At 64.1% G+C, this 21,680-nt stretch carries 21 protein-coding genes; 9 read left to right on the top strand and 12 right to left on the bottom strand.

Going from position 1 to position 21,680, the window contains the following annotated elements; genetic code table 11:
* Nucleotides 1-56: 56 nt before the first annotated feature.
* The 3 genes from glnL to glnA form a co-directional block, all read right to left on the bottom strand.
* On the bottom strand, nucleotides 57-1,151 hold the full coding sequence (glnL, locus tag ACUJB0_RS11430; RefSeq protein ID WP_444845328.1) for a nitrogen regulation protein NR(II): 1,095 nt from the start codon (nucleotides 1,149-1,151) through the stop codon (nucleotides 57-59).
* Nucleotides 1,148-1,651, bottom strand: coding sequence for a DUF4124 domain-containing protein (locus ACUJB0_RS11425; protein WP_444845327.1), 504 nt, complete (start codon nucleotides 1,649-1,651; stop codon nucleotides 1,148-1,150). Before ACUJB0_RS11425 ends, glnL begins: the two co-directional genes overlap by 4 nt.
* A 125-nt stretch (nucleotides 1,652-1,776) precedes the next feature.
* Nucleotides 1,777-3,192 carry a type I glutamate--ammonia ligase gene (glnA, locus tag ACUJB0_RS11420; RefSeq protein WP_117013179.1) on the bottom strand — a complete coding sequence of 472 codons (1,416 nt, stop codon included), beginning with the start codon at nucleotides 3,190-3,192 and terminating at the stop codon, nucleotides 1,777-1,779.
* Nucleotides 3,193-3,503: 311 nt separating this feature from the next.
* On the opposite strand from glnA, the gene ACUJB0_RS11415 reads away from it, so the two are divergent.
* Nucleotides 3,504-3,962, top strand: a complete 459-nt coding sequence (locus tag ACUJB0_RS11415) for a rhodanese-like domain-containing protein (RefSeq protein WP_444845326.1) — start codon at nucleotides 3,504-3,506, stop codon at nucleotides 3,960-3,962.
* 3 nt (nucleotides 3,963-3,965) lie between these two features.
* On the opposite strand, the gene ACUJB0_RS11410 is transcribed toward ACUJB0_RS11415, so the two are convergent.
* The 7 genes from ACUJB0_RS11410 to ACUJB0_RS11380 all read right to left on the bottom strand — a co-directional run bounded on the left by ACUJB0_RS11410 (nucleotide 3,966) and on the right by ACUJB0_RS11380 (nucleotide 13,654).
* Nucleotides 3,966-5,330 carry a TAXI family TRAP transporter solute-binding subunit gene (locus ACUJB0_RS11410; protein ID WP_444845325.1) on the bottom strand — a complete coding sequence of 455 codons (1,365 nt, stop codon included), beginning with the start codon at nucleotides 5,328-5,330 and terminating at the stop codon, nucleotides 3,966-3,968.
* A 140-nt stretch (nucleotides 5,331-5,470) separates the two neighbouring features.
* Entirely contained in the window at nucleotides 5,471-8,590 is a 3,120-nt protein-coding gene (locus tag ACUJB0_RS11405) for a transglycosylase domain-containing protein (protein WP_444845561.1), read from the bottom strand.
* A gap of 354 nt (nucleotides 8,591-8,944) precedes the next feature.
* Complete coding sequence (locus ACUJB0_RS11400; RefSeq protein WP_444845324.1) at nucleotides 8,945-9,730, bottom strand: competence/damage-inducible protein A; 786 nt, start codon at nucleotides 9,728-9,730, stop codon at nucleotides 8,945-8,947.
* Nucleotides 9,731-9,745: 15 nt separating this feature from the next.
* Entirely contained in the window at nucleotides 9,746-10,561 is an 816-nt protein-coding gene (locus ACUJB0_RS11395) for an EI24 domain-containing protein (RefSeq protein WP_444845323.1), read from the bottom strand.
* Entirely contained in the window at nucleotides 10,561-11,556 is a 996-nt protein-coding gene (locus ACUJB0_RS11390; protein WP_444845322.1) for a sterol desaturase family protein, read from the bottom strand. Before ACUJB0_RS11390 ends, ACUJB0_RS11395 begins: the two co-directional genes overlap by 1 nt.
* A complete protein-coding gene (locus ACUJB0_RS11385; RefSeq protein WP_444845560.1) occupies nucleotides 11,553-12,377 on the bottom strand; it encodes a polysaccharide deacetylase family protein in 825 nt (274 codons plus the stop codon). Before ACUJB0_RS11385 ends, ACUJB0_RS11390 begins: the two co-directional genes overlap by 4 nt.
* 305 nt (nucleotides 12,378-12,682) lie before the next feature.
* Nucleotides 12,683-13,654 (bottom strand): YVTN family beta-propeller repeat protein, encoded by a 972-nt coding sequence (locus ACUJB0_RS11380; protein ID WP_444845321.1) that lies wholly within the window; start codon nucleotides 13,652-13,654, stop codon nucleotides 12,683-12,685.
* 141 nt (nucleotides 13,655-13,795) lie between these two features.
* Between ACUJB0_RS11380 and ACUJB0_RS11375 the strand changes: the two genes are divergently transcribed.
* Nucleotides 13,796-14,152, top strand: coding sequence for an FKBP-type peptidyl-prolyl cis-trans isomerase (locus ACUJB0_RS11375; RefSeq protein WP_161087903.1), 357 nt, complete (start codon nucleotides 13,796-13,798; stop codon nucleotides 14,150-14,152).
* A gap of 13 nt (nucleotides 14,153-14,165) precedes the next feature.
* Here the strand turns inward: ACUJB0_RS11375 and ACUJB0_RS11370 are convergent, their stop codons facing one another.
* On the bottom strand, nucleotides 14,166-14,924 hold the full coding sequence (locus tag ACUJB0_RS11370; RefSeq protein ID WP_444845320.1) for a hypothetical protein: 759 nt from the start codon (nucleotides 14,922-14,924) through the stop codon (nucleotides 14,166-14,168).
* Between the two features lie 204 nt (nucleotides 14,925-15,128).
* Here ACUJB0_RS11370 and ACUJB0_RS11365 point away from each other — a divergent pair, with 204 nt between their 5' ends.
* Both ACUJB0_RS11365 and ACUJB0_RS11360 read left to right on the top strand, forming a co-directional pair.
* Nucleotides 15,129-15,416: an HU family DNA-binding protein gene (locus ACUJB0_RS11365; protein WP_008445676.1), complete on the top strand. Its 288-nt coding sequence runs from the start codon at nucleotides 15,129-15,131 to the stop codon at nucleotides 15,414-15,416.
* Nucleotides 15,417-15,598: 182 nt separating this feature from the next.
* Nucleotides 15,599-15,850 carry an acyl-CoA-binding protein gene (locus tag ACUJB0_RS11360; RefSeq protein WP_161092568.1) on the top strand — a complete coding sequence of 84 codons (252 nt, stop codon included), beginning with the start codon at nucleotides 15,599-15,601 and terminating at the stop codon, nucleotides 15,848-15,850.
* Between the two features lie 27 nt (nucleotides 15,851-15,877).
* On the opposite strand, the gene ACUJB0_RS11355 is transcribed toward ACUJB0_RS11360, so the two are convergent.
* Nucleotides 15,878-16,159, bottom strand: a complete 282-nt coding sequence (locus tag ACUJB0_RS11355) for a polyhydroxyalkanoic acid system family protein (RefSeq protein WP_444845319.1) — start codon at nucleotides 16,157-16,159, stop codon at nucleotides 15,878-15,880.
* 263 nt (nucleotides 16,160-16,422) lie between these two features.
* Between ACUJB0_RS11355 and fdxA the strand changes: the two genes are divergently transcribed.
* The 5 genes from fdxA to ACUJB0_RS11330 all read left to right on the top strand — a co-directional run bounded on the left by fdxA (nucleotide 16,423) and on the right by ACUJB0_RS11330 (nucleotide 21,666).
* Nucleotides 16,423-16,746, top strand: a complete 324-nt coding sequence (gene fdxA, locus ACUJB0_RS11350; protein WP_117013166.1) for a ferredoxin FdxA — start codon at nucleotides 16,423-16,425, stop codon at nucleotides 16,744-16,746.
* Nucleotides 16,747-16,857: 111 nt separating this feature from the next.
* Complete coding sequence (locus ACUJB0_RS11345) at nucleotides 16,858-17,925, top strand: NAD(P)/FAD-dependent oxidoreductase (protein WP_444845318.1); 1,068 nt, start codon at nucleotides 16,858-16,860, stop codon at nucleotides 17,923-17,925.
* A gap of 217 nt (nucleotides 17,926-18,142) precedes the next feature.
* Nucleotides 18,143-19,378 (top strand): polyhydroxyalkanoate depolymerase, encoded by a 1,236-nt coding sequence (locus tag ACUJB0_RS11340; RefSeq protein WP_444845317.1) that lies wholly within the window; start codon nucleotides 18,143-18,145, stop codon nucleotides 19,376-19,378.
* Nucleotides 19,379-19,484: 106 nt separating this feature from the next.
* A complete protein-coding gene (locus tag ACUJB0_RS11335) occupies nucleotides 19,485-19,913 on the top strand; it encodes a MarR family winged helix-turn-helix transcriptional regulator (protein ID WP_444845316.1) in 429 nt (142 codons plus the stop codon).
* The gene (locus tag ACUJB0_RS11330; protein ID WP_444845315.1) at nucleotides 19,903-21,666 is read left to right on the top strand and encodes a chloride channel protein; all 1,764 of its coding nucleotides are present in this window, start codon (nucleotides 19,903-19,905) and stop codon (nucleotides 21,664-21,666) included. The genes ACUJB0_RS11335 and ACUJB0_RS11330 overlap by 11 nt, the downstream gene beginning before the upstream one ends.
* Nucleotides 21,667-21,680: the final 14 nt, after the last annotated feature.

Raw genomic sequence — 21,680 nt, 5'->3', positions numbered from 1 at the left:
CCCGCAATATGGATCGTCAATCAAGGGACTCGGCATCCGCCCCTGCTTGCCTGGGCTTATGGCAACGGCAGCAGGATACGGAAGTCCGTGTATCCAGGCCGGCTCTCGCACTCGATCACGCCCATGTGCTGCTGCACGAAGGTTTGCGCGAGGGTCAAGCCCAAGCCGCTGCCGCCCTCCCTGCCCGATACCAACGGGTAGAAAATCCGGTCGCGGATCTGGGGTGCGATACCCGGTCCATTGTCGATGATATGCAAGTCTAATGCCAGCCCGTAGCGGACCTTGGCCAGCGTGACCTGGCGGGCCACGCGCGTCTTGAAAACGATCTCCGCATCGCCCGCCTCGATGCGCGCCGCCAGCGCCTGGGCGGCGTTGTGCGCGATGTTGAGCACGGTCTGGATCAGCTGCTCCTTGTCGCCCCGGAACTCGGGAATCGAGGCGTCGTAGTCGCGCAGGATGGTCAGGCCGGACGGGAACTCGGCCAGCATCAGGCTGCGCACGCGCTCCAGCACCTCGTGGATGTTGACGTCGCCGACGATGTGCGGCCGGCGGTGCGGCGCCAGCAGACGGTCGACCAGGGTCTGCAGCCGGTCCGCCTCCTTGATGATGACCTGGGTGTACTCGCGCAGCTGGCCGGCGTGCAGCGCCGGCAGTTCCATCTCCAGCAGTTGTGCGGCGCCACGGATGCCGCCCAGCGGGTTCTTGATCTCGTGCGCCAGGTTGCGGATCAGCTCCTTGTTGACCTGGCTCTGGTCGAGGATGCGCTCCTCGCGGTCCAGCTTGAGGTGCTGCAGGTGCTCGCGCAGCTCGATCAGCACGTGGCCGGCCGGATCGTCCAGCGCCGAGACGATGCTGTGCACGTGCAGTGGATCGCGGCCGGCGCGCTCCAGCGTCAGGTCCTGGCGCAGGTCGGAGAACTTGTGCTCGCGCGCCTGCGTGCAGATGTTGTCGAGCTCGCTGGGGTTGAGGAACTGCGCGCTCAGCGTCTGCCGCGACAGGGCCTTGAGCGAGCTCTCCAGCAGATTCTCGGCGGCCGCGTTGGCGTAGACGAAGCGACCCTCGGCGTCCAGCAGCACCACGGCCGAAGCCAGCAGCTCCAGGCCCGCCAGGGCGGCCGGGCGGTGCTTGCCGGCGTTATGTAGACTCGTCATCGGATGTTCGCGATCTCACGTTTCAATGCTTCGATATTTTTTTCCGAGCGGCTGATGCTGTCGCGCATGCCGGCCACCCGGTCCAGGTATTTGGCGTAGTTGCGCTCATCGCCACGCCGTTCCGGCTCGCCGTTGTTGAACTCCTTGCGCAGCTCGGCCAGCTTTTGCGTCTCGCTCTTCAGCTCGTCCTCAAGGATGCCGCGGCGGTCGGCGTCGCGCGCGCGCTGCTCGGCGCTGTCGACGCGCGGAAAATCGCCCGGCGTGCTGACCGGCGCCGGCACATTGCTGCGCGCAGGCGTGCCCTGGCGGCGCGGCGGCGCCGGAATCACGGCGCCCGGCAAATCCATGGACTTGCAATGGCTGCCGCGGTTGACGTCGGTGTACTCGATGCTGCCGCTGGGCGATACGCATTTGTAGATCTGCGCCTGGGCCTGCATCGCAATGCAGCCCAGCAGCGCCAGCGACGCCATCGACACACATCGTTTCAAGCTAGTTGTCATTCGAAATCCGTGGGTGAAACTATCCATCCCGAATATACAACATCCAAAGAAAAACGCGGGGAAAGCCATGCTCGCCCCGCGTTTTTTGCTGCGCTACAGGCACCGGCGTGGCCGATGCGTTGCTATTACAGCGAGTAGTACATGTCGAACTCGGCAGGGTGAGTCGTCATGCGCATGCGCTGGACGTCCTGCATTTTCAGTTCGATGTAAGCGTCGATCATGGAATCGCTGAACACGCCGCCACGGGTCAGGAACTCGCGGTCTTTGTTCAGTGCGTCCAGTGCCTCTTCCAGCGACGAGCACACGGTCGGGATCAGCGCGTCTTCTTCCGGCGGCAGGTGGTACAGATCTTTCGATGCTGCCTCGCCTGGGTGGATCTTGTTGGCGATACCGTCCAGGCCGGCCATCAGCAGCGCGGCGAAGCACAGGTACACGTTGGCCAGTGGATCCGGGAAGCGGGTTTCGATACGGCGGCCTTTTGGATTGGCCACGTGCGGAATACGGATCGAAGCCGAACGGTTACGGGCCGAGTACGCCAGTTTGACCGGTGCTTCGAAGCCTGGAACCAGACGCTTGTACGAGTTGGTGCCTGGGTTGGTGATCGCGTTCAGCGCCTTGGCGTGCTTGATGATGCCGCCGATGTAGAACAGCGCGGTTTCCGACAGGCCGGCATAGCCGTCGCCGGCGAACAGGTTGACGCCGTCTTTCCAGATCGACTGGTGCACGTGCATGCCGGAACCGTTGTCGCCAACGATAGGCTTAGGCATGAAGGTGGCGGTCTTGCCATAGCTGTGGGCCACGTTCCAGACCACGTATTTCAGGTTCTGGGTCCAGTCGGCGCGCTCGACCAGGGTCGAGAACTTGGTGCCGATTTCGTTCTGGCCGGCGCCGGCCACTTCGTGGTGGTGCACTTCGACCGGGATGCCCAGCGATTCGAGGATCAGGCACATTTCCGAACGCATGTCCTGGAAGCTGTCCACTGGTGGCACTGGGAAGTAGCCGCCCTTGACGGTCGGACGATGGCCGCTGTTGCCGCCTTCGATTTCCTTGTCGGTCGACCACGAGGCTTCGTCGGAATCGATCTTGACGAAGCAGCCGGACATGTCGATCTTCCAGCGCACGCTGTCGAAGATGAAGAACTCTGGCTCTGGGCCGAAGTAGGCGGTGTCGCCCATGCCGGACGATTTCAGGTAGGCTTCAGCGCGCTTGGCGATGGAGCGTGGATCGCGGTCGTAACCCTTGCCGTCCGACGGTTCGATCACGTCGCACTGCATGAACAGGGTGGTCTCTTCCATGAACGGGTCGATGTTCGCGGTGTTTGGATCTGGCAGCAGAATCATGTCCGAAGCTTCGATGCCTTTCCAGCCGGCGATCGAGGAACCGTCGAAGGCGTGGCCCGATTCGAACTTGTCGATGTCGAAGTGCGACACAGGCACGGTGACGTGCTGTTCTTTACCACGGGTGTCGGCGAAACGGAAATCAACGAATTTGACTTCGTTTTCCTGGACCATTTTCAGAACTTCTGCGGCTGTCATTGCCATGCGTATCTCCTAAAGGAATGTGGGGCTCGTGCGCTCTTGGTAAGCAGTATCCGTGCCAGCCCAAAGTTCCGGGGCTTGTGTCGGTAGCGTCTTTGAACTCGCCGCCAAATGAATCTAAAATTCACGGGAGAGCCCAAGTGATGCTATTTGAGGCAGTTCAATACCGCACCAACTCAGTGCATATTCAAGATTTCGCACCGTATCTGTGCATTTCGGGAAATTTCCCGAAAATTGCACGGTCTTGGTGCGCCTGCGTGTGGTGCGTACGCAGGAGGCCTATAATAAACTCAAACTTATTTCTGGAACATGACATGAGCAAAATAGACGATATTCTTGCGCTGGCGCGCAGCCGCAGCAAAGACTGGCCCTATGCCGGCGCCGTCACGCCGCAGGAAGCGTATGAATTGGTCAGCGCCGACAACGCGGTCAAGCTGGTCGATGTACGCACCCATGCGGAGCGCGATTGGGTCGGCCGGGTGGCCATCCCGGAGGCCCAACATGGTGCGGTGCAGTGGAGCCTGTATCCGGGCGGGATCGCCAATCATGAATTCATCGAGCAGCTGAACTCGGTGGCGCGCAAGGACCAGGTGATCCTGTTCCTGTGCCGCTCGGGCGTGCGCTCGCGCAGCGCCGCCAAGCTGGCCACCGAGCACGGCTACCAGCACTGCTACGACATCCTCGAAGGCTTCGAGGGCGAGAAGGACGAACGCGGCCACCGCAAGAACATCAACGGCTGGTGCAAGGCCGACCTGCCCTGGATCGGCGCCTAGGTTCTACACCGCCGCGGCCTCGTCCGGAGCGGGCGCCGACTCGCCCATCAGGAACTGGATACGCTTGCGCACGAACTGGATGTGGCTGCGCAAGCCGTACAAGCCATCCGCGAACGACAGCGGGATCGATACCTGGTTGACCAGGTCCTCGATCTCGTTCAGGCGCACCAGCTGGCGCTCATAGACCTGCATGCGGATATCCTCCGGCGCCTCCTCCACCGCCTGCTCCACCGCGCGCAGCTGGCCGTACCAGCGGTACACGCGCGAACGGATGCGCCACACATACAGCGGCGGCACCACCTTGGACAGCGGCAGGATCAGCGCACCCAGCGCCACCACCACCACCCACATGCGGTCGAGGAAATTGGCAAGCCAGAACGTCATGTAGCGCTGCAGCAGCGGCGGCCCGCTCTTGTAGTACTTGGCCGCCTCGGCATCGACCGGAATCTCGGTGTACTTGGCCGACGGGAACTGGCCCTGCTGCGAGAACCATCCCGCGCCGCCGTGGATGCTGCTGGCCGCCTGCACGAACAGGTCCACCAGCGCCGGATGCAAGTCGTCGCGCGCCACCAGCGTGGCGGTAGGGGCGATCAGGTTGTAGTCCTCGGCCGGGATATTGCGGCCCAAGTCGACAATCCCCTGCGGCAGCACCACATGCGACAGGAAGGGCAGCTTGCGCGCGTAGGCCTCCGCCTGATTGAAATTGAACAGCTTGATGCCGGGCGTTTGCAGCAGCATCTGGATCAGCGGCGCTTCCGGCGCCGAGGTGAACACCAGGCCGTCGATGCGGCCCTCCAGCAGTTCCACCGTGGCCGGCGTGTTGGCCAGCGAGAAGCGCTCGACTTCACCCTTCTCGACGCCGTTGAGCTCCAGCACCTGGCGGAACAGGCGCGGCGCGCCGGCGCCCTTGGGGCCGTAGTTGATCTTCAAGCCGCGCAGCTGGGTCAGCTGGGTGATGGGCGGCTTGCCCTTGGTCTCGCGCAGGAACAGCCACAGCGGCTCGACAAACAGGCTGCCCAGCGAGGTCAGGCCCTCGCGCTCGGCCGCCTCCTCGTTGGTGGAGCCGCTCTGGACGAAGGCGATATCGACCTCGCCGGCCTTCAGGCGCCTGAGGTTCTCGCCGGAGCCGGCGGACGGCACCAGCGTCACCTTCACGCCGTGCTTGGCCAGCGCGGCCGCGTACTTCTTGCCGAATTCCGAATAGGCGCTGTTTTCCTGGCCGGTCGCCAGACGCACCGTGCGCGGCGGTTGCGGATCGACCAGCCAGTAGGCCAGCGCGCAAACGCCGGCGATCAGGGCGATGGAAGGAGCGGCGGCGACAAACAAGTCCCGCAACGAAAACTGCGTGAACTTGAGGATTTTGGACATGTGGTGGCGTATCGGTTTCATGGGCTGATACATTGCCCACAAATCAACGTGGGGTCAAGTCTGACATTCGGACACGTGCTCAGCCGTAGGACGCGCCTAAGCTAGAGCTCGTGTCCGAATGTCAGACTTGACCCCAATGTTTAGCCGCCGCAAGCTTGCAGGGGCGGCGTTGTGGATGCGGTGGCGTTGCCGCCGGTTTTGACGATCGCCGGCGGCACAGCCCCCGGCTTGGCGATTGGATGCGGTTCGATCAGCGGCATCAGGCTGGGCGCCAGCACCACCAGCAGCTGCACCGGCAGCGCGCTGGTGAAGTCGTAGTGCTTCGAGTCCGGCCCGTGCACGTAGGCCGTCATTGAGCCGAAGAAGCGCTCGCCAATGTTGAACACGAAGGTCGCCGAACGGTTCACGTAGCGCGATTCGATCAGCCGTCCGCCGCCGCCGTACACGTCGAAGCGCTGGTCGCCGGTGCCGGTCTTGCCGCCGACCGGAATCACCTTGCCGTCCGAGCCGACGAAGGCCATGCGCGCCCGCTTGGCCGTGCCGTCCGACACCACGCCGCGTATCGCGTCGGCCACCACGCGCGCCACTTCCGGCGATATGACCTGTTCGTTGGTGGTGGGTTTGGCCTTGGTCACCACGGTCTCGTACGGCGTGCCTGCGGCGAAGTGCAGCGAACTGATACGTTGGCTGGTCTTGCGCACGCCGCCGTTGACGATAATCCCCATCAGCTCCGCCAGCGCGGCCGGACGGTCGGCCGACGCGCCCAGCGTGGTCGCATACGACGGCACCAGCGATTCAAACGGATAACCCATCTTCTTCCACTGCTTGTGGATTTCCATGAAGCCTTCCACCTCGATCAGCCCGGCGATGCGCTTGTCCTGCGCGTGCTTGTGGTGGGTCTTGAACAGCCACTGGTAGACTTCCTGCCGTTCCTTCTCGCTGGCGGCCGTCATCTGCGACAGCGTCGCACCCGGATGCAGGCGCATGTACGCCGCCATCCACAGCTCCAGCGGGTGCACGCTGGCCAGGTAGCCGCGGTCGGCCAGCGACCATTTGTCGATCGCGTACTGGTCGTACAGCTTGGCCACACGCTCTTCCGGCACTTCGTTCTGCGACGGCAGGTTCTCCTTCAGGAAGGCGGCGAACTGCTGCTGGCTGGCCAGCGGATACACGGTGCGGTGGATCACCGCCAACCGCACCGGCGTGCTGCGGATGTTGGCCAGCAGGATCTTGTCCAGCTCGGACTCCGGCTTGCCCTTGTACTTCAGGTAGAAGCGCGCCAGGAATTCCTTGCCTTCCTTGTCGGCGAAGCGCGCCAGGTATTGCGCGCGGCGCGGGTCGTCCGAGTCGGCCAGCAGCGAGGCCGACGAACCCGGCGTCTGGAACATGTAGTACTTGGCGACGTCGCGCATCAGGCGCACGAACACCAGGTTGGTGGAATGGCGCAGCGCCTCGGTCACGGTCAGGATCTTGCCGTTGTCTTCCTTGGAGAAGTTGCCGAAGTGGTGCAGGCCGCCGCCGGTGAAGAAGCCCTCGCCCGGATTGCCGGAATACTTGCGCTCCATGGCCGCGTTCAGCATCGGCGTCAGCTCGCGTCCGCCCTTATCCAGCGGCAGCGCCTTGAAATACTCCAGCGCCCATTGCGACAATTTATCCTGCGGATCGACCGTCACCTTGCCCAGCGCGGCCGCGTCCATGCCGCCGAACTTCTTGTGCAGCTGGTCGACGATGTCGAGATAGGTCACCAGCGTGCGCAGCTTGGCGGTCGAGCCCAGGTCCAGCTTGGCGCCTTCGTTGATGTCCAGCGGCTGGTCGAAGTTGTCGGTCTGCAGGCGCAGCAGGTTGTTCTGCTCGCCCTTCTCCAGCAAGGTGAAGCTGTACACCACGTTGGCCGGATCGCCATTGCCCAGCATGCCCTTGCCGGTCAGTCCGGCGGCCTTGGCCTTCTCGGGATCGCGCAGGTCGCGCAGCACCTGCGTGACGGCGGTCTGCGCCTGCGCGTCCAGCGTGCTGACCACGCTCAGGTCGAGGCGGTCCAGGTTGTACATGCGGTTGTCGCCCAGCAGGTTGGCCAGGTGGTTGCGGATCGCGTTCGACGCCTTGCGCGAGACGAAGGTCATCGCCGGCGCCGACTCCACGCCGTTTCCGGTGGCCGGATGCAGCTTCTGCTGCAAGGCCAGGTCGCGCATGGCCGGCGTGATGATGCCGTCCTGCGCCAGGATGCGCAGGTGGCTGTTGGCCAGCACTTCCAGGTCGGCCGCGCCGTTGCCCAGGTAGTAGCTGGGGCGGCGCTGCGCGATCATCAGGCTCAGCGCTTCCTTGTAGGTCAGCGCGGTTTCCGCGTCGGGATTGTCGAGCTTGCCACCGAGCAGGCGGTTGAAGTCGGCGAAGCTGCGGCCGTACCACACCCACATGCCGTCGCCGATGCCGTTCACTTCGCCGTAGCCGGGCTTGGCCGACAGCGGCACCGTGTTCAGGTAGTCGATCACGATGCGGCGGCGCGCCTTGGTGGTGTCCGGCCCGTCCTGGTAGGAGCGCAGGCTGGCCGAGACCATCTGCTGCAGCTTGTCCTTCATCGAGCCGGTGCGGCCTTCCGGCGAATGGCGGTATTTTTCGATCTGCGTGGCCAGCGTGCTGCCGCCCGCCGCGCGGTGGCCGCCGGCGACCGAGCTGACGCTCTTCTCAATCACCGCCTTGCCCAGCCGGTCCCATTCGACGGCCGGATTGCGGGTCGGATATTTGGTGTCGAGCAGCTCGCGGTTTTCAATGAACAGCAGGCTGTTGACCAGCGCCATCGGCGCCTGCTCGAACTTGTTGTAGACCCGCTCCGGATAGCTGGCCGCGAACAGTGGCTGCGCGCGGCAGTCGTAGATCGTCAGGCCGGTCTTGGTCTTTTCGCGGTAGGTGGCGAACACGCCCATGTCGGCCAGCTCGGCCATCTTGGGCGAGATGCGCACCTGCGCGCTGACCTGGTAGTCGCGCGCGCTCAGCTTGCCCAGGTAGTCCGGCAGGCCGGCGTAGCCGAGCCGCTCGTCATATGGGCTGTCTTTCGGGAAGCGGATCGATTTGCTCGGGCCCGGTTCCATCTTGTAGGTCATCTTGCCGACCAGGTCGGTGAAGATGCGCGCCTGCATGCTGGAGGTGCGGGTTTCCTGGATGCCCCAGTACACCGCGAACGACAGGCCGACCAGCAACACCAGCAGGAAGGCGTTGCGCGAGCGCTTGCTCTTCGGCGGTGCGGTGGGCGGCGGCGCGTCCATCTGGGCCTGGGCCAGATGCGCCTCGGTCTGCTCGGGAGTTGGGGCTGGCACGACACGCAAGTGCCGTGGACGGCGATAGCCAAACGCTGCGGCGCCTGCGCGCAATTTGCGCACTGCGCGAACAACAAGACGGGGCCGGCGGAAACGACGATTGCTTAACATATGATTCAAACCGGTCAGCTGTTTCAGTAGAACTTACTCGGACTTGCTAGCTTCCATTGCACCACATCGGCGGCGCATCAACCGGCGCGAAGGCAGAATAATTTGACTGCGCTGTTTGTTTTTCGCAAAAAAACAACGGCGCTCTCTCCGAGGAAAGAACGCCGTCCGAACCCATCCGATAGCAGTGTGATACTAAGTGTTGCTGAACTCTACATTCAACTTCTTGAGCTCCGCGCATAAATGCAGAAACGCTGTAGCCGTCTGGGCCGCTTCGCCTTTGACGCCCAGCTCGATATGCCGGCGCGTGTTGGCGTCGCCCACGCTCGGCAGGCTGAACACCTTCACGCGCGGGAACTGCGCCTCGATCGCCACCATCAGCGGCGTCAGCGCCGATTCGGCCGCCTCGTACACCAGCACGGACTGCTCCAGCCGAGGCTCGCGGTTGAACAGGTCGGCGTAGTGGTTGTCCAGCACCCACTCGATCATCGGCCAGGCCATCACCGGGAAGCCCGGCACAAAGTAATGCTTGTGCAGCGCGAAGCCGGCAACGTTGTTGTATGGATTAGGAATCAGCGCCGCGCCCTGCGCGAACTCGGCCATTTTCAGGCGGTGCAGGTTTTCTTCCGAGTTCAGGTCGACCTCCTGGCCGGCGTCCTTGCCCATTTGCAGGATGCGCTGCTGGATGTTGATCTTGCCCTGCTCGTGCATCACCAGCGGCAGGCCCAGCGCGTTGGCCGCGGCCAGGCGCGTGTGGTCGTCCGGCGTGGCGCCGATGCCGCCGCAGCAGAACACGATGTCGTCGCTGGCGAAGGTGCGCTTGAGCGTGGCGGTGATGCGCTCGGGATCGTCGGCCAGGATCTCGGCCCAGTTCAGCTGCAGGCCGCGCGCCGCCAGCATCTGCACGACTTTGGGGAAATGCTGGTCGACGCGCCTGCCGGACAGGATTTCGTCGCCGATGATGATGAGACCGATCGCCATGCTTGCCTGCTTTCTTTAAGGGGTGGACACCAGCGCCTCGGCGCGCAAGCGCGCCAGCGCATCGAGACAATAATACGCAAACCACAAGCCGGTGAAAATAAACACCAGCACATACAGCCAGATCGACGCCGCCGCCAGGAAGGGGAAGAACGCCACCGACAGCACCGTGCCGCCCAGCCAGATCGCGCCCGGCAAGGCGCCGGCCAGCCCGGAGATCACGCCGATCACCAGCAGGCGCCAGCGGTGCTCGGCCAGGATATGGCGGCGCTCGTCGGCCGAGGCGTAGTCTGCCAGGGCATCATAGACCATCACGCGGCAGGTCAGCCAACCCCACAGCAGCGCCTGCACGATCATCGCCAGCGGCGGGAAGAAGTACAGCGGCAGCGTGACGATCCACAGGCCGATGAAGATCGCCATGCCGCCCAGCGCGGTGACGGCGCTGCCGACCAGGCTGCCGCCCTTGCGCTGCTCCAGCTGCGGATAGTGGCGCAGGCCGACGTGGCGGCCGATCAGCGGCATGGCGATCACGCCGATGAAGATCAGCGCGGTCAGGATCATCAGCGGCAGGAACAGCAGCATGGCGATCAGCGGCGGCATCACGGTCTTCAGGAAGGCCAGGCCCAGCGAGGTGAGCAGGTTGCCGGCAGGCGCGAACAGGTTGTGCTCGGCGAACTGCGCGTGCACATAGTCGATCAGCGGCTGCAGCCAGAAGTACAAGGCCACGGCCCATACGCCGACCGCCAGCAGGAACGGCGCCAGGCTCATCGCCAGCATCTTGCCATGCCATTGCGACAGGAAGGCGCGGCCCCAGGAACGGATTACATTGCTCATCAGACGACATCCTTGCGTGCGTATTCAACCATGCGCTTCAGGCCCAGCCATTGCTGCGACCAGAAGCCCTTGCCGTACTCGCGTCCCGGCGTGACCGTGCCCTGGGCGTCGGTCTGCGGCAGCTGGTCGCGGATGCCGGTGGCGACAAAGGCCGGCGTGAAATTGGCGGTGCGGAAAATGATGTCCCAGATCGGCAGCAGCACGGCGAAATTGCAGCCGCCCAGCGTGCCCTTGCCGTGCGATTCGTGGCCGACGCCGATCGCGTGGTGCATGCGGTGGTAGCGCGGCGACACCAGCAGCCATTCGCCGACGCGGCCGAAGTGGATGCGCACGTTGGCATGCTGCAGGCTCTGCAGGATGCGCGAGACCGACACCAGCATCACGTACTGCGACGGCTCGACGCCGATGCACAGCGCGATCACGCCCATGTAGACGTCGCGCAGCAGGTCGTCGAGCAGGTGGTTGCGGTTGTCGCTCCACAGGTTCATGTTTTGCTGGCTATGGTGCAGGCCGTGCAAGCCCCACCACCAGTTGAACTGGTGCGAGGCGCGGTGGTACCAGTAGTCGAAGAAATCCAGCACGACGAAGTACACCAGGAAAGCGCCCAGCGGGCTGATGCCCGGCCATAGCGATTCCAGGTTAAACGGATGGAAGCTTTCGAAGCGCAGCATGGCGGCCAGGCTGTCCATCAGCGGATCGAGCGTGAAGAAGATCAGCACCGAGAACAGGCCGACGCGGTGCAGCACGGTGTAGATGAAGTCGTTCCAGCGCGCGCGCGGGTCGGTGATCTTGTGCACCGGGATCATCGCCTCCAGCGGGCGCAGCACCAGGAACAGCAGGATCAGCTCCAGTACGCCGATCAGCAGCCATTCGGTGCCCTCGAACGCTTCCTCGACGAATTCGCCGAAGCCGAGCTGAAACACCAGCGGCTGGATCACCGTCTCGAACAACCAGCCTTGGGCGACGCCCAGCCAGTCGGAAAATAATTGCATCATGGGTGTTTCGAACTCGACTTGAACTGTGAAAGATAGTCAGGATGCTCGCGCAGCGTGGCGAAGCAATAACCTTTTTGCTCCAGGCCGCTGATCAGCGGCTCGAGGTTGGCCGGCGCCCACGCATCCTTGCGCGACCAGATGCCCATGTGGGCGACGAAGATGTCGCCATCCCGCAGATCGCGCAGGGACTTCTGCAACAATACCGCATTCGGGTAGGCCGTGCTGGAGAGCTCGTCGCCGGAGAAGCCGGCCGGCGCCCAGCCCACGTGGGCGTAGCCGCAGGCCTTTGCCGCCGCCAGCGAGCGCGGCGTGGTGCGGCCGGCCGGGGCGCGCCAGATCGGGTCCAGGTGCTTGCCGGTCAGTTCGACGAAGCGCTGGTCGACGCGTTTGATTTCCTCGCAATACTGCGCCGGCGTCAACGTCTGCACCTTGCCGGCGTGCGCGCCGAAGCCGGGCTTGACCTGCAGGCTGCCGTCGGCGCCGTCCTTGACCAGCACGTCGTGGTCGAAGGTGTGGGAGCCGATCGCATGGCCCTCGGCCACGCGGGCCTTCCAGTAGGCCGACCAGGCAGGGTCCAGCGAATAGTCGCCGTTGATGGTTTTCTCGTTGGCCAGGAAGAAGGTGGCCTTGATCTGGTGGCGCTTGAGCGTGTCGGCGATCAGTTCGGCCTGCGACTGGCTGCCGGTGTCGAAGGTCAGGTAGAGGGTGCCTTTGCAGGCGCTGTGGCGCAGCAGAGCCGCCTGCGGCTTGGCGCCGGCGGCCGATGCGGCCGTCACGGCAGCCGCTGCGGGCGCCGCCGCTGTTGCCTGCGCCGCGTGCATTGCGGATGCGGCCTGCGCGGCATGCGCTGCGGTCGGAGCGGGTGCTGGCGGTGTTGCCGACGCTGCGGGCTCCGCCGGTGCCGCGCCCAGCGCAGCGGCGATGCCGGCGGCCTTGGCCTCGGCCGCGCGCCGTGCCGGGCCGTTGAGGCTGCGAGCATGCGCGTTGGCCGCGCGGGCGGCGTCGTTGAGGTCGCGCGCGTCGCTGTTGGCCGCGCTGGCCGCGCTGGCCATCCTGGCGTTGTCGGCGGCCTGTGACGCCGGCGCGGCCGCCAGCGCCAGCATGGTCAGGGCGGCGGCGGCCTTCATTACATGCGCTGGGCGGAGTTGAAGAAGAACACCCCGTGCGGCGAGCGTCCCACCGGTATCAGCTTGGTAACCTTGCGGGTAGCCAGGTCGATCACGGCCACTTTCTTGATCCAGCGCAGCGTGACCCACATGGTCTTGCCGTCGGCGGTGACTTCCATGCAATCCGGACCGCCGGGCACATTGATCTGGCCAACGTTTTCCAGCGTCTTCTGGTCGATGATGTTAATCGAGTTCGACACCCGGTTCGACACGTAGGTATTGCGGCCATCGCCGGCCGAGCGGAAGTTGTGCGCGCCCTGCCCGGTCTTGATGCGCTTGACGGTCTTCTGGGTTTTCCAGTCGATCACTTCGACGTAGTCGCTGCCCATGATGCCGACCAGCAGATACTTGTCGTCCGGCGTCATCGCGATACCGGCCGGCAGCTTACCAACCGACATGGTCCACTTCAAGGTTTGCGTGGTCAGGTCGATGGCACTGACCTGGTCGCTGCCCTGCTGGGTGATGAACACCATGTTGCTGGCGGCGTTGAAGGCCATGTGGCTGGGCAGTTTGGCCAACGGGATGCGCTTGGCCAGCGTCAGGTTGGCGCCGTCGTACTTGTACAGGTCGACGCGGTCCAGGCGCAGCGAGTTCGACACGAACCACTTCTGGTCCGGCGAGAAGCCGATCTGGTACGGGTCGAGGATGTCCTTGATGGTGCGCTGGATCTGCCCGCTCTTCGGATCGAGGAAGATCAGTTCATTGCCCACCGAGCTGGCGACGATCAGGGACTTGTTGTCCGGGGTCGCCATCAGGTGGTGGGGTTCCTTGCCGACCGGGAAGGTGGACAGGTCTTTGTAGGTTTCCTGGTCCAGCAGCTGCACGGTGGCGTCGCGCGAGTTGAGCACAACCACCACGTTCGCTTGCGCGCTGCCGATGGCAGAGGCGGCGCAGACACAGGAAAGCACGATACGGCGGAAACTACGGAGCATGTAAAAATCGCTTGAAAGACCAAAACGTTTATTTTACGTGCAAACTGCGCCGGGACGAGACAATTAGCCGCAATTATTCCTCGGTGCGGACGCCCTGCTACAATTCGCGATTGTCATTAACGTACACATAGAAGGAAAATCATGTCCACCATCACCACCGACTCCGGCCTGCAATACATCGAACTGACCGTGGGCGAAGGCGAAGTAGCCAAAGCCGGCCAGAACGTCACCGTGCACTACACCGGCTGGCTGCGCAACGACGACGGCACCAAGGGTCCGAAATTCGACTCCAGCAAAGACCGCAACGATCCATTCGAATTCGCGCTGGGCGCCGGCATGGTCATCCGTGGTTGGGACGAAGGCGTGCAAGGCATGAAGATCGGCGGCGTGCGCCAGCTGATCATCCCGGCAGACCTGGGCTACGGCTCGCGCGGCGCCGGCGGCGTGATCCCGCCGAACGCCACGCTGATTTTTGATGTGGAACTGCTGGGCGTTTAATTCCCGACGCCACTCAGCGCTGCCAGTTCCTGCGCAGCGCTTCCAACTCCGCTCGCGTGTCGAGCATGCCGCCGACGATACGCTGGTCGATCGCTTCCAGCAGCGCCGTCGGCATCTCGCTACCGGCCATCCGGTAGCTGGCCGGCGCCGGCAGCGGCCGCGCGTTCTGCACCAGCACCGGTATCCGCCACTCATCGCTGCCACGGCAGGCGATCCCCACCAGATCCTGATTCAAGCCCACCAGCGTGAAGCTGCGGCAGTAGCCGCCTTCGTTCGACAGAAAACTCAGCCCGACCCGCACATCGCCCTCGGACGGCGCGGCGCCGCCCATCTGCTGGGTCAAGGCGTGGTCCAGCCGCCCCTGCGCGATCAGCATGCCGTTGCGGCTGAAGACATTGGTGGGCGCGGCGGCAGTCTCGCCAAACCAGCCAGGCTGCCAGTGCGCCAGCCCGAACCTGCCGGCCGCCAGGCCCAGCACCATGACCAGCCCCAGCGCGCCCCATTCCAGCCAGCCCCACTGGCGCTTGGCGGCCTTGCGCGCGGCCAGCTGCTGCGCCGCGCGGTGCGCGCGCACGGCGGCCAGCTGCACCACGTTGGCGTGGCGCGGATGCGGCGCCTGGTCCGCATAGCGTTCCTCGCGCGCGGCGCGCAGGCGCGCCACGCGGCGGCCGATGCTGCTATCGCGGCGCATGGCGGATTCGACGGCGCGGCGGGTGGCGTCGTCCAGATCGCCGTCGGCATAAGCAATCAGTGTCTCGTCTGAAAAGGTCATGATTCCCGTCCTGGATCGTCTCATCATAAACCTTTTTGCAGCGCGATGCGGCGCCGCGCGCATCGCGTAGAGCCAGTAAACACGGGGGTTTTATTGCACTGCAGCGTGGCACGGCAGCTACTGCAAGGGCTACTTCGTACAGAAACCATTACATTTGACAATATTTATGCTAATCTGCGCGCTCTAATAACCAAGGAGGTAGTAATGAAAAAAGGCGAATTGATTGCAGAATTTGCGAAACGCACTGAAGTGTCCGCTGCTGCCGCCAACGGTGCAGTGAATACTCTGATCGCCATCATCACCGAGCGTCTGAAAAAAGGCGACACGGTAGGCATCACCGGCTTCGGCACCTTCTCCGTAGCGAAACGCGCAGCCCGTAAAGGCCGCAATCCTGCAACCGGCGAAGCGATCAAGATCGCCGCGTCGAAAACCCCAAAATTCTCGGCTGGCGCGACCCTGAAGTCGGCAGTCAACCCGACGAAGAAGAAGTAAGCGCAGGCCGGCACGCGGCGTTCGCGCCGCGGTGCCAGTGCCCGCGAGGGCACCGGAAACGGCGGACAAGCCAGGTCTTCGGACCGGCTGGTCCGCCGTTCTGTTTTTGAGGAGACCCTCTAGCGGTTTTCGCGGCGGCTGCGGGTATGATGGCGCGTACCCCACCCTACCGAGGAGAAGTGATGAGTTTAGAAGAGCAATTCGCGCAAGCCCAGCTGGATTCCAAGAACCTGCCTGAGCGCCCGGACAACATGACGCTGCTGAAGATCTACGCGCTGTTCAAGCAGGGCTCGGCGGGCGACGCCACCGGCGAGCGTCCCGGCATGACCGACTTCGTCGGCCGCGCCAAGTTCGACGCCTGGGCCGCCCTGAAAGGCACCTCGCTGGACGAGGCCAAGCAGCAGTACATCGACCTGATCGAAGGTCTGAAATAAACAAAACCCGGCCTGAGCCGGGTTTTTTCATGCGGCGGAGAACACCCGGCGCATCTTGTCGGCCACCTTGGCCTCGATCTGCGACGAGAACGCGCTGAACAGGAAGCCCAGCGCAATATGCAGCTTGGCCTGCTCCGGCAACAGGCTCAACGAACCGCTAACGCCGCTGCGCTCGAAGCGCAACACATCGCCGTCCCAGGCGCATTCCAGTTCGAATTGTTCGGCCAGCTTGTCGGCCACTTGTTGGGCGGCCGCGCGGGCCTGCTCAGGCGCCAGGTGGTGCGCCTGCACGATGTTGATGTCAGCCATCCGGCATCCTCGGTCAATTAAGAAGGCGACATGATGCCAGTTGCGCCGCAGCCGCGCCAGCATCCGCCGAAACTTGTTCGACATCAAATTGATGTCCAACTTCCCCCGCCCATGCTCCCCGAACGCATTTGCTTATAGGTATTGTATATAAGCGCAATTTGTGAGAAATAGCGAATTACCTTAAAATACAGTGCTTTGCCGAGGTTAGCCGGGCCATCCCATCGCCACCGACGCCGCTGCACACCAACATTGATAGGACTGTTATGACCCACGTTGTCACCGAATCTTGCATCAGCTGCCGTTACACGGACTGCGTCGATGTTTGCCCGGTAGATTGTTTCCGCCAAGGCCCGAACTTCCTCGCCATCGATCCCGACGAGTGCATCGACTGCGCCGTGTGCGTGGCCGAATGCCCGGTCAACGCGATTTTCGCCGAGGAAGACGTGCCGGGCGACCAGCAGCAATTCATCAAGATCAACGTCGACCTGGCCCGCAACTGGCCGTCGATCACCAAGACCATTCCGCCGCTGCCGGAAGCGGAGCAGTTCAAGGACGTCAAAGAAAAGCTGCACCTGCTGGTACGCTAAGACCCCGCGTCTGGCCAGGCAGCCCAGGGCAGCGCCTACCGCGTCCGCTGGCGACAGCCGCCGCGCAGCCCAGTGTTGCCTAACCATTATCGAATTAACAGGAAACCACGTATGAATAGCACTGTCACTCCTCCTGGCGTCATCGAAGCCGATGCCGTCATCATCGGCGCCGGCCCGGTCGGCCTGTTCCAGGTCTTCGAACTCGGCCTGCTGGAAATCAAAGCCCACGTGATCGATTCGCTGGGCGCGGTGGGCGGACAGTGCGTGGAACTGTATCCCGACAAGCCGATCTACGACATCCCGGCCGTGCCGTCGTGCACCGGCCAGGAACTGACCGACAACCTGCTCAAGCAGATCGAGCCGTTCGAGCCGACCTTCCATCTGGGCCAGGAAGTGACCAAGGTCGCGCGCCGCGACGACGGCCGTTTCGACGTTGAAACCAGCACCGGCACCCAGTTCATCACCAAGACCATCTTCATCGCGGCCGGCGTCGGCTCGTTCCAGGCGCGCACGCTGAAGGTGGACGGCATCGAAGTGTTCGAAGGCTCCCAGCTGCACTACAAGGTCAAGGATCCTGCCATCTTCGAAGGCAAGAACCTGGTCATCTGCGGCGGCGGCGACTCCGCGCTGGACTGGGCGCTGAACTTCGTCGGCAAGGCCGAGTCGGTCGTGCTGCTGCACCGCCGCGAAGACTTCCGCGCCGCGCCAGCCTCGGTCGCCAAGATGAAAGCCTTGTGCGATGACTACGAGATGCAGCTGATCATCGGCCAGGCCACCGGCTACGAAGCCGGCGACGACGGCAAACTGAACCATCTGAAAGTGACCGGCGCCGACGGCGTCACCCGCCGCGTGCCGCTGGACATGCTGCTGGTGTTCTTCGGCCTGTCGCCGAAGCTGGGTCCGATCGCCGAATGGGGCCTGGACATCGAGCGCCGCCAGCTGAAGGTGCAAAACACCGAGAAGTTCGAGACCAACGTGCCGGGCATCTTCGCCGTGGGCGACATCAACACCTATCCGGGCAAGAAAAAGCTGATCCTGTCGGGCTTCCACGAAGCCGCGCTGGCCGCCTTCGGCGCCGCGCCATACATCTTCCCGGACAAGAAGATCCACATGCAATACACCACCACCTCGCCGAAGCTGCACAAGGTGCTGGGCGTGGAAACGCCGGTCTTCGATTAAGCACTACTAGCAGTTGTCCTACACGAAAGCAGCGGAAACGCTGCTTTTTTTTTGATCCTGCTCTATTATTATTTGACCACGCCATCATTGTGGATACTACGTAGGCTTGCCCGACAGTATTTTGGAATGCTTTACGTCACGAACAAAAAATCTATAATTTGGCTTATGATGTATGGTATTGGTGCATCGCACCAAGCTCTTGACTCCAGGAATACATATGCTCTACCACCTGCACGAAATGCAACGCTCGTTCCTGACGCCTCTGATGCAATGGGCCGACGCGTCCTCCAAGATGTTCACCAATCCCGTCTCGCCGCTGGCGCACACGCCGTTTTCGCAACGCATCGCGGCCGGTTACGAGTTGATGTACCGGCTGGGCAAGGATTACGAGAAACCGGCGTTTGAAATCGACAGCACCGAAGTCAAGGGCGAAACCATCGGCATCATCGAGCAGGTGGTGCTGCACAAGCCTTTCTGCCGCCTGATCCACTTCAAGAAGGACCTGGACGACAAGAAAACCAAGGCCCTGAAACAGCCGACCGTGCTGCTGGTGGCGCCGCTGTCCGGCCACCATTCGACGCTGCTGCGCGACACCGTGCGCGGCCTGTTGCACGACCACGACGTCTACATCACCGATTGGACTGACGCCCGGATGGTACCGCTATCTGAAGGCGCGTTCCACCTGGACGACTACATCTACTACGTGCAGGACTTCATCCGCATGCTGGGCCCGGACGTGCACGTGATCTCGGTCTGCCAGCCGACCGTGCCGGTGCTGGCGGCGATTTCGCTGATGGCCACCGCCAAGGATCCGAAGCTGCCGAAGACCATGACCATGATGGGCGGCCCGATCGACCCGCGCCGCTCGCCGACGCAGGTCAACAACCTGGCCACCGAAAAGAAATTCTCGTGGTTTGAAAACACCGTGATCTACTCGGTGCCGCCCAACTATCCGGGCTTCGGCCGCAAGGTGTATCCGGGCTTCCTGCAGCACGCCGGCTTCATCGCCATGAACCCTGGCCGCCACGCGCAGAGCCACCGCGAGTTCTACATGCACCTGGTCGAGGGCGACGACGAGCCGGCCGACAGCCACCGCAAGTTCTACGACGAGTACAACGCCGTGCTGGACATGCCGGCCGAATACTACCTGGACACCATCAAGACCGTGTTCCAGGAGTTCGCGCTGCCCAAGGGCACGTGGATGGTGGGCGGCAAGCCGGTGCGTCCGCAGGACATCACCACGGTGGCGCTGTTCACCGTCGAGGGCGAGCTGGACGACATCTCCGGCGCCGGCCAGACCCAGGCCGCGCACGACCTGTGCAGCGGCATCCCGGCCGACATGCAGCAGGACTTCGTGGCGCCGCAGGCCGGCCACTACGGCATCTTCTCCGGCCGCCGCTGGCGCGAAGTGGTGTGCCCGAAGATCACCGAGTTCATCAAAAAACACGGCTAAGTCCGGCTCCCGGCAAGATCCCCGCCCGCGCGGGGATTTTTTTTGTCCGGACAATTTATGTCATGGCGTGATATATTCGATGCTTTTCGAACTCAGCGCAACCGCCATGCCCTCACGCCCGCCCCCGCTCGACAAGGCCGACTTCGCCGCCCTGTCGGAATTCCGCTACCAGATGCGCCGCTTCGAGCGCTTTTCCGAAGACGTGGTGCAGGCCAAGGGCATCACGCCGCTGCAGTACCTGTTGCTGCTGCACCTGAAGGGCTATCCCGGCCGCGACTGGGCCACCGTCGGCGAGCTGGCCGAGCGGCTGCAGGCCAAGCCGCACGGCGTGGTGGCGCTGGTGTCGCGCTGCGAGGCCGGCGGCCTGGTCGAGCGGCGCGTCAGCGACACCGACCGCCGCCGGGTCGAAGTCCACCTGCTCAAGGACGGCGAGGCCATGCTCAGCCAGCTGGCCGAGCTGCACCGCGCCGAACTGCTGTCGCTCGACGGCGTCTTCACCATCCCCAAACTCGACCGGGACGACCATGCAAAATAACTACGACAACCGCCGCGACTTCGACGGCAACGCCCGGCTGGTGCTGATCGCCGCCATCGCCGCCGTGGTCGGCGCGCTCAGCACGCTGACCGCCGACCTGCTGCTGCACGCCATCAGCTTCTTCACCAACCTGTTCTTCTTCCAGCGGCTCTCGACCGAGGCCGCCTCGCCGGCCGCGCACACGCTGGGCGCCTGGGTCATCGCGGTGCCGGTGATCGGCGGCCTGGTGATCGGCCTGATCGCGCGCTACGGCTCCGAGCAGATCCGCGGCCACGGCATCCCGGAAGCGATCGAGGCCATCCTGTTCAAGAAAAGCAGCATGTCGCCCAAGGTCGCGGTGCTCAAGCCGCTGGCCTCCGGCATCGCCATCGGCAGCGGCGGCCCGTTCGGCGCCGAGGGCCCGATCATCATGACCGGCGGCGCGGTCGGCTCGCTGATCGCGCAGCACTTCCACCTCAGCGGCGCCGAGCGCAAGGCCCTGCTGGTGGCCGGCGCCGTGGCCGGCATGACCGCCATCTTCGGCACGCCCATCGCCGCGCTGCTGCTGGCGCTGGAACTGCTGCTGTTCGAACTGCGCCCGCGCAGCCTGGCGCCGGTGGCCGTGGCCTGCGCCGTGGCCGGCTTCCTGCGTCCGCTGCTGCTCGACAGCGGACCGCTGTTCCCGCTGCGGACCGAGGCGCTGCCGCCGTCGGCCCTGCTGTCCTGCCTGATCGCCGGCGTGCTGTGCGGCGCGCTGGCCTGGCTGCTGTCGACCGCGCTATACCGCGTCGAGGACGGCTTCCACAAGCTGCCGCTGCACTGGATGTGGTGGCCCGCGCTGGGCGGGCTGGCGGTCGGTATCGGCGGCTACCTGCAGCCGCGCGCGCTGGGTGTCGGCTACGACGTCATCGGCGACCTGCTCAACAACCACCTGGCCGCCGGCGCCATCGCCGCGCTGCTGCTGGTCAAGGCCGTGATCTGGCTGCTGGCGCTGGGATCGGGCACCTCCGGCGGCGTGCTGGCGCCGCTGCTGATGCTGGGCGCCGGCCTGGGCGCGCTGCTCGGCCCCTGGCTGCCCGGCCACACGCCGGCGGTGTGGCCGCTGGTGTTCATGGCCGCCACGCTGGGCGGCATGATGCGCGCGCCGGTGATGGCGGTGGTGTTCGCGTTCGAGCTCACGCACGACGTCAACGCCGTGCTGCCGGTGCTGGCCGCGTCCACCGTGGCCTATGCCTTCACCGTGATCACCATGCACCGCTCCATCCTGACCGAAAAGATCGCCCGCCGCGGCCACCACATCTACCGCGAATACGGCATCGATCCGATGGAGCGCCACAGCGTGGCCGAGGTGATGACCTCCACGCCCGACAGCATCGACGCGCAGCGGCCGATTGCAGAAGTGCTGGCCAGCCACTTCGGCGCGGCGCAGCGCCACCGCGCCTTCCCGGTCACGCGCGACGGCGCGCTGCTCGGCATGCTGGACCGGGCCGGGCTGGATGGCGAGCGCGCCGCCGGCGCCGTCACCGTGGGCGAGCTGTTCGGCGTCAACGTGCCGATCTTCGCGCTGGCCGACGAAACCTGCCGCGCGCTGGCCACGCGGCTGGCGGTGCACCAGCTGGAGCGGCTGCCGGTGGTCAGCGACGCCCACACGCGCCGGCTGATCGGCATCGTCAGCCGCAGCGACTTGATCAAGCCGGCGCTCAGCCTGCACGCGGAGGAACTGGAACGGATGACCGTGCGCCGCGTGTGGCCGGCGAAAACACGCGCCGAATAAAAGGTTTTTTGGCG

Source organism: Duganella caerulea (assembly GCF_040362985.1).
Lineage (GTDB): Bacteria > Pseudomonadota > Gammaproteobacteria > Burkholderiales > Burkholderiaceae_D > Rugamonas > Rugamonas vulcania.
The sequence above is the reverse complement of the archived record's forward strand: the minus strand, read 5'-3'. Positions and strand labels throughout refer to the sequence as shown.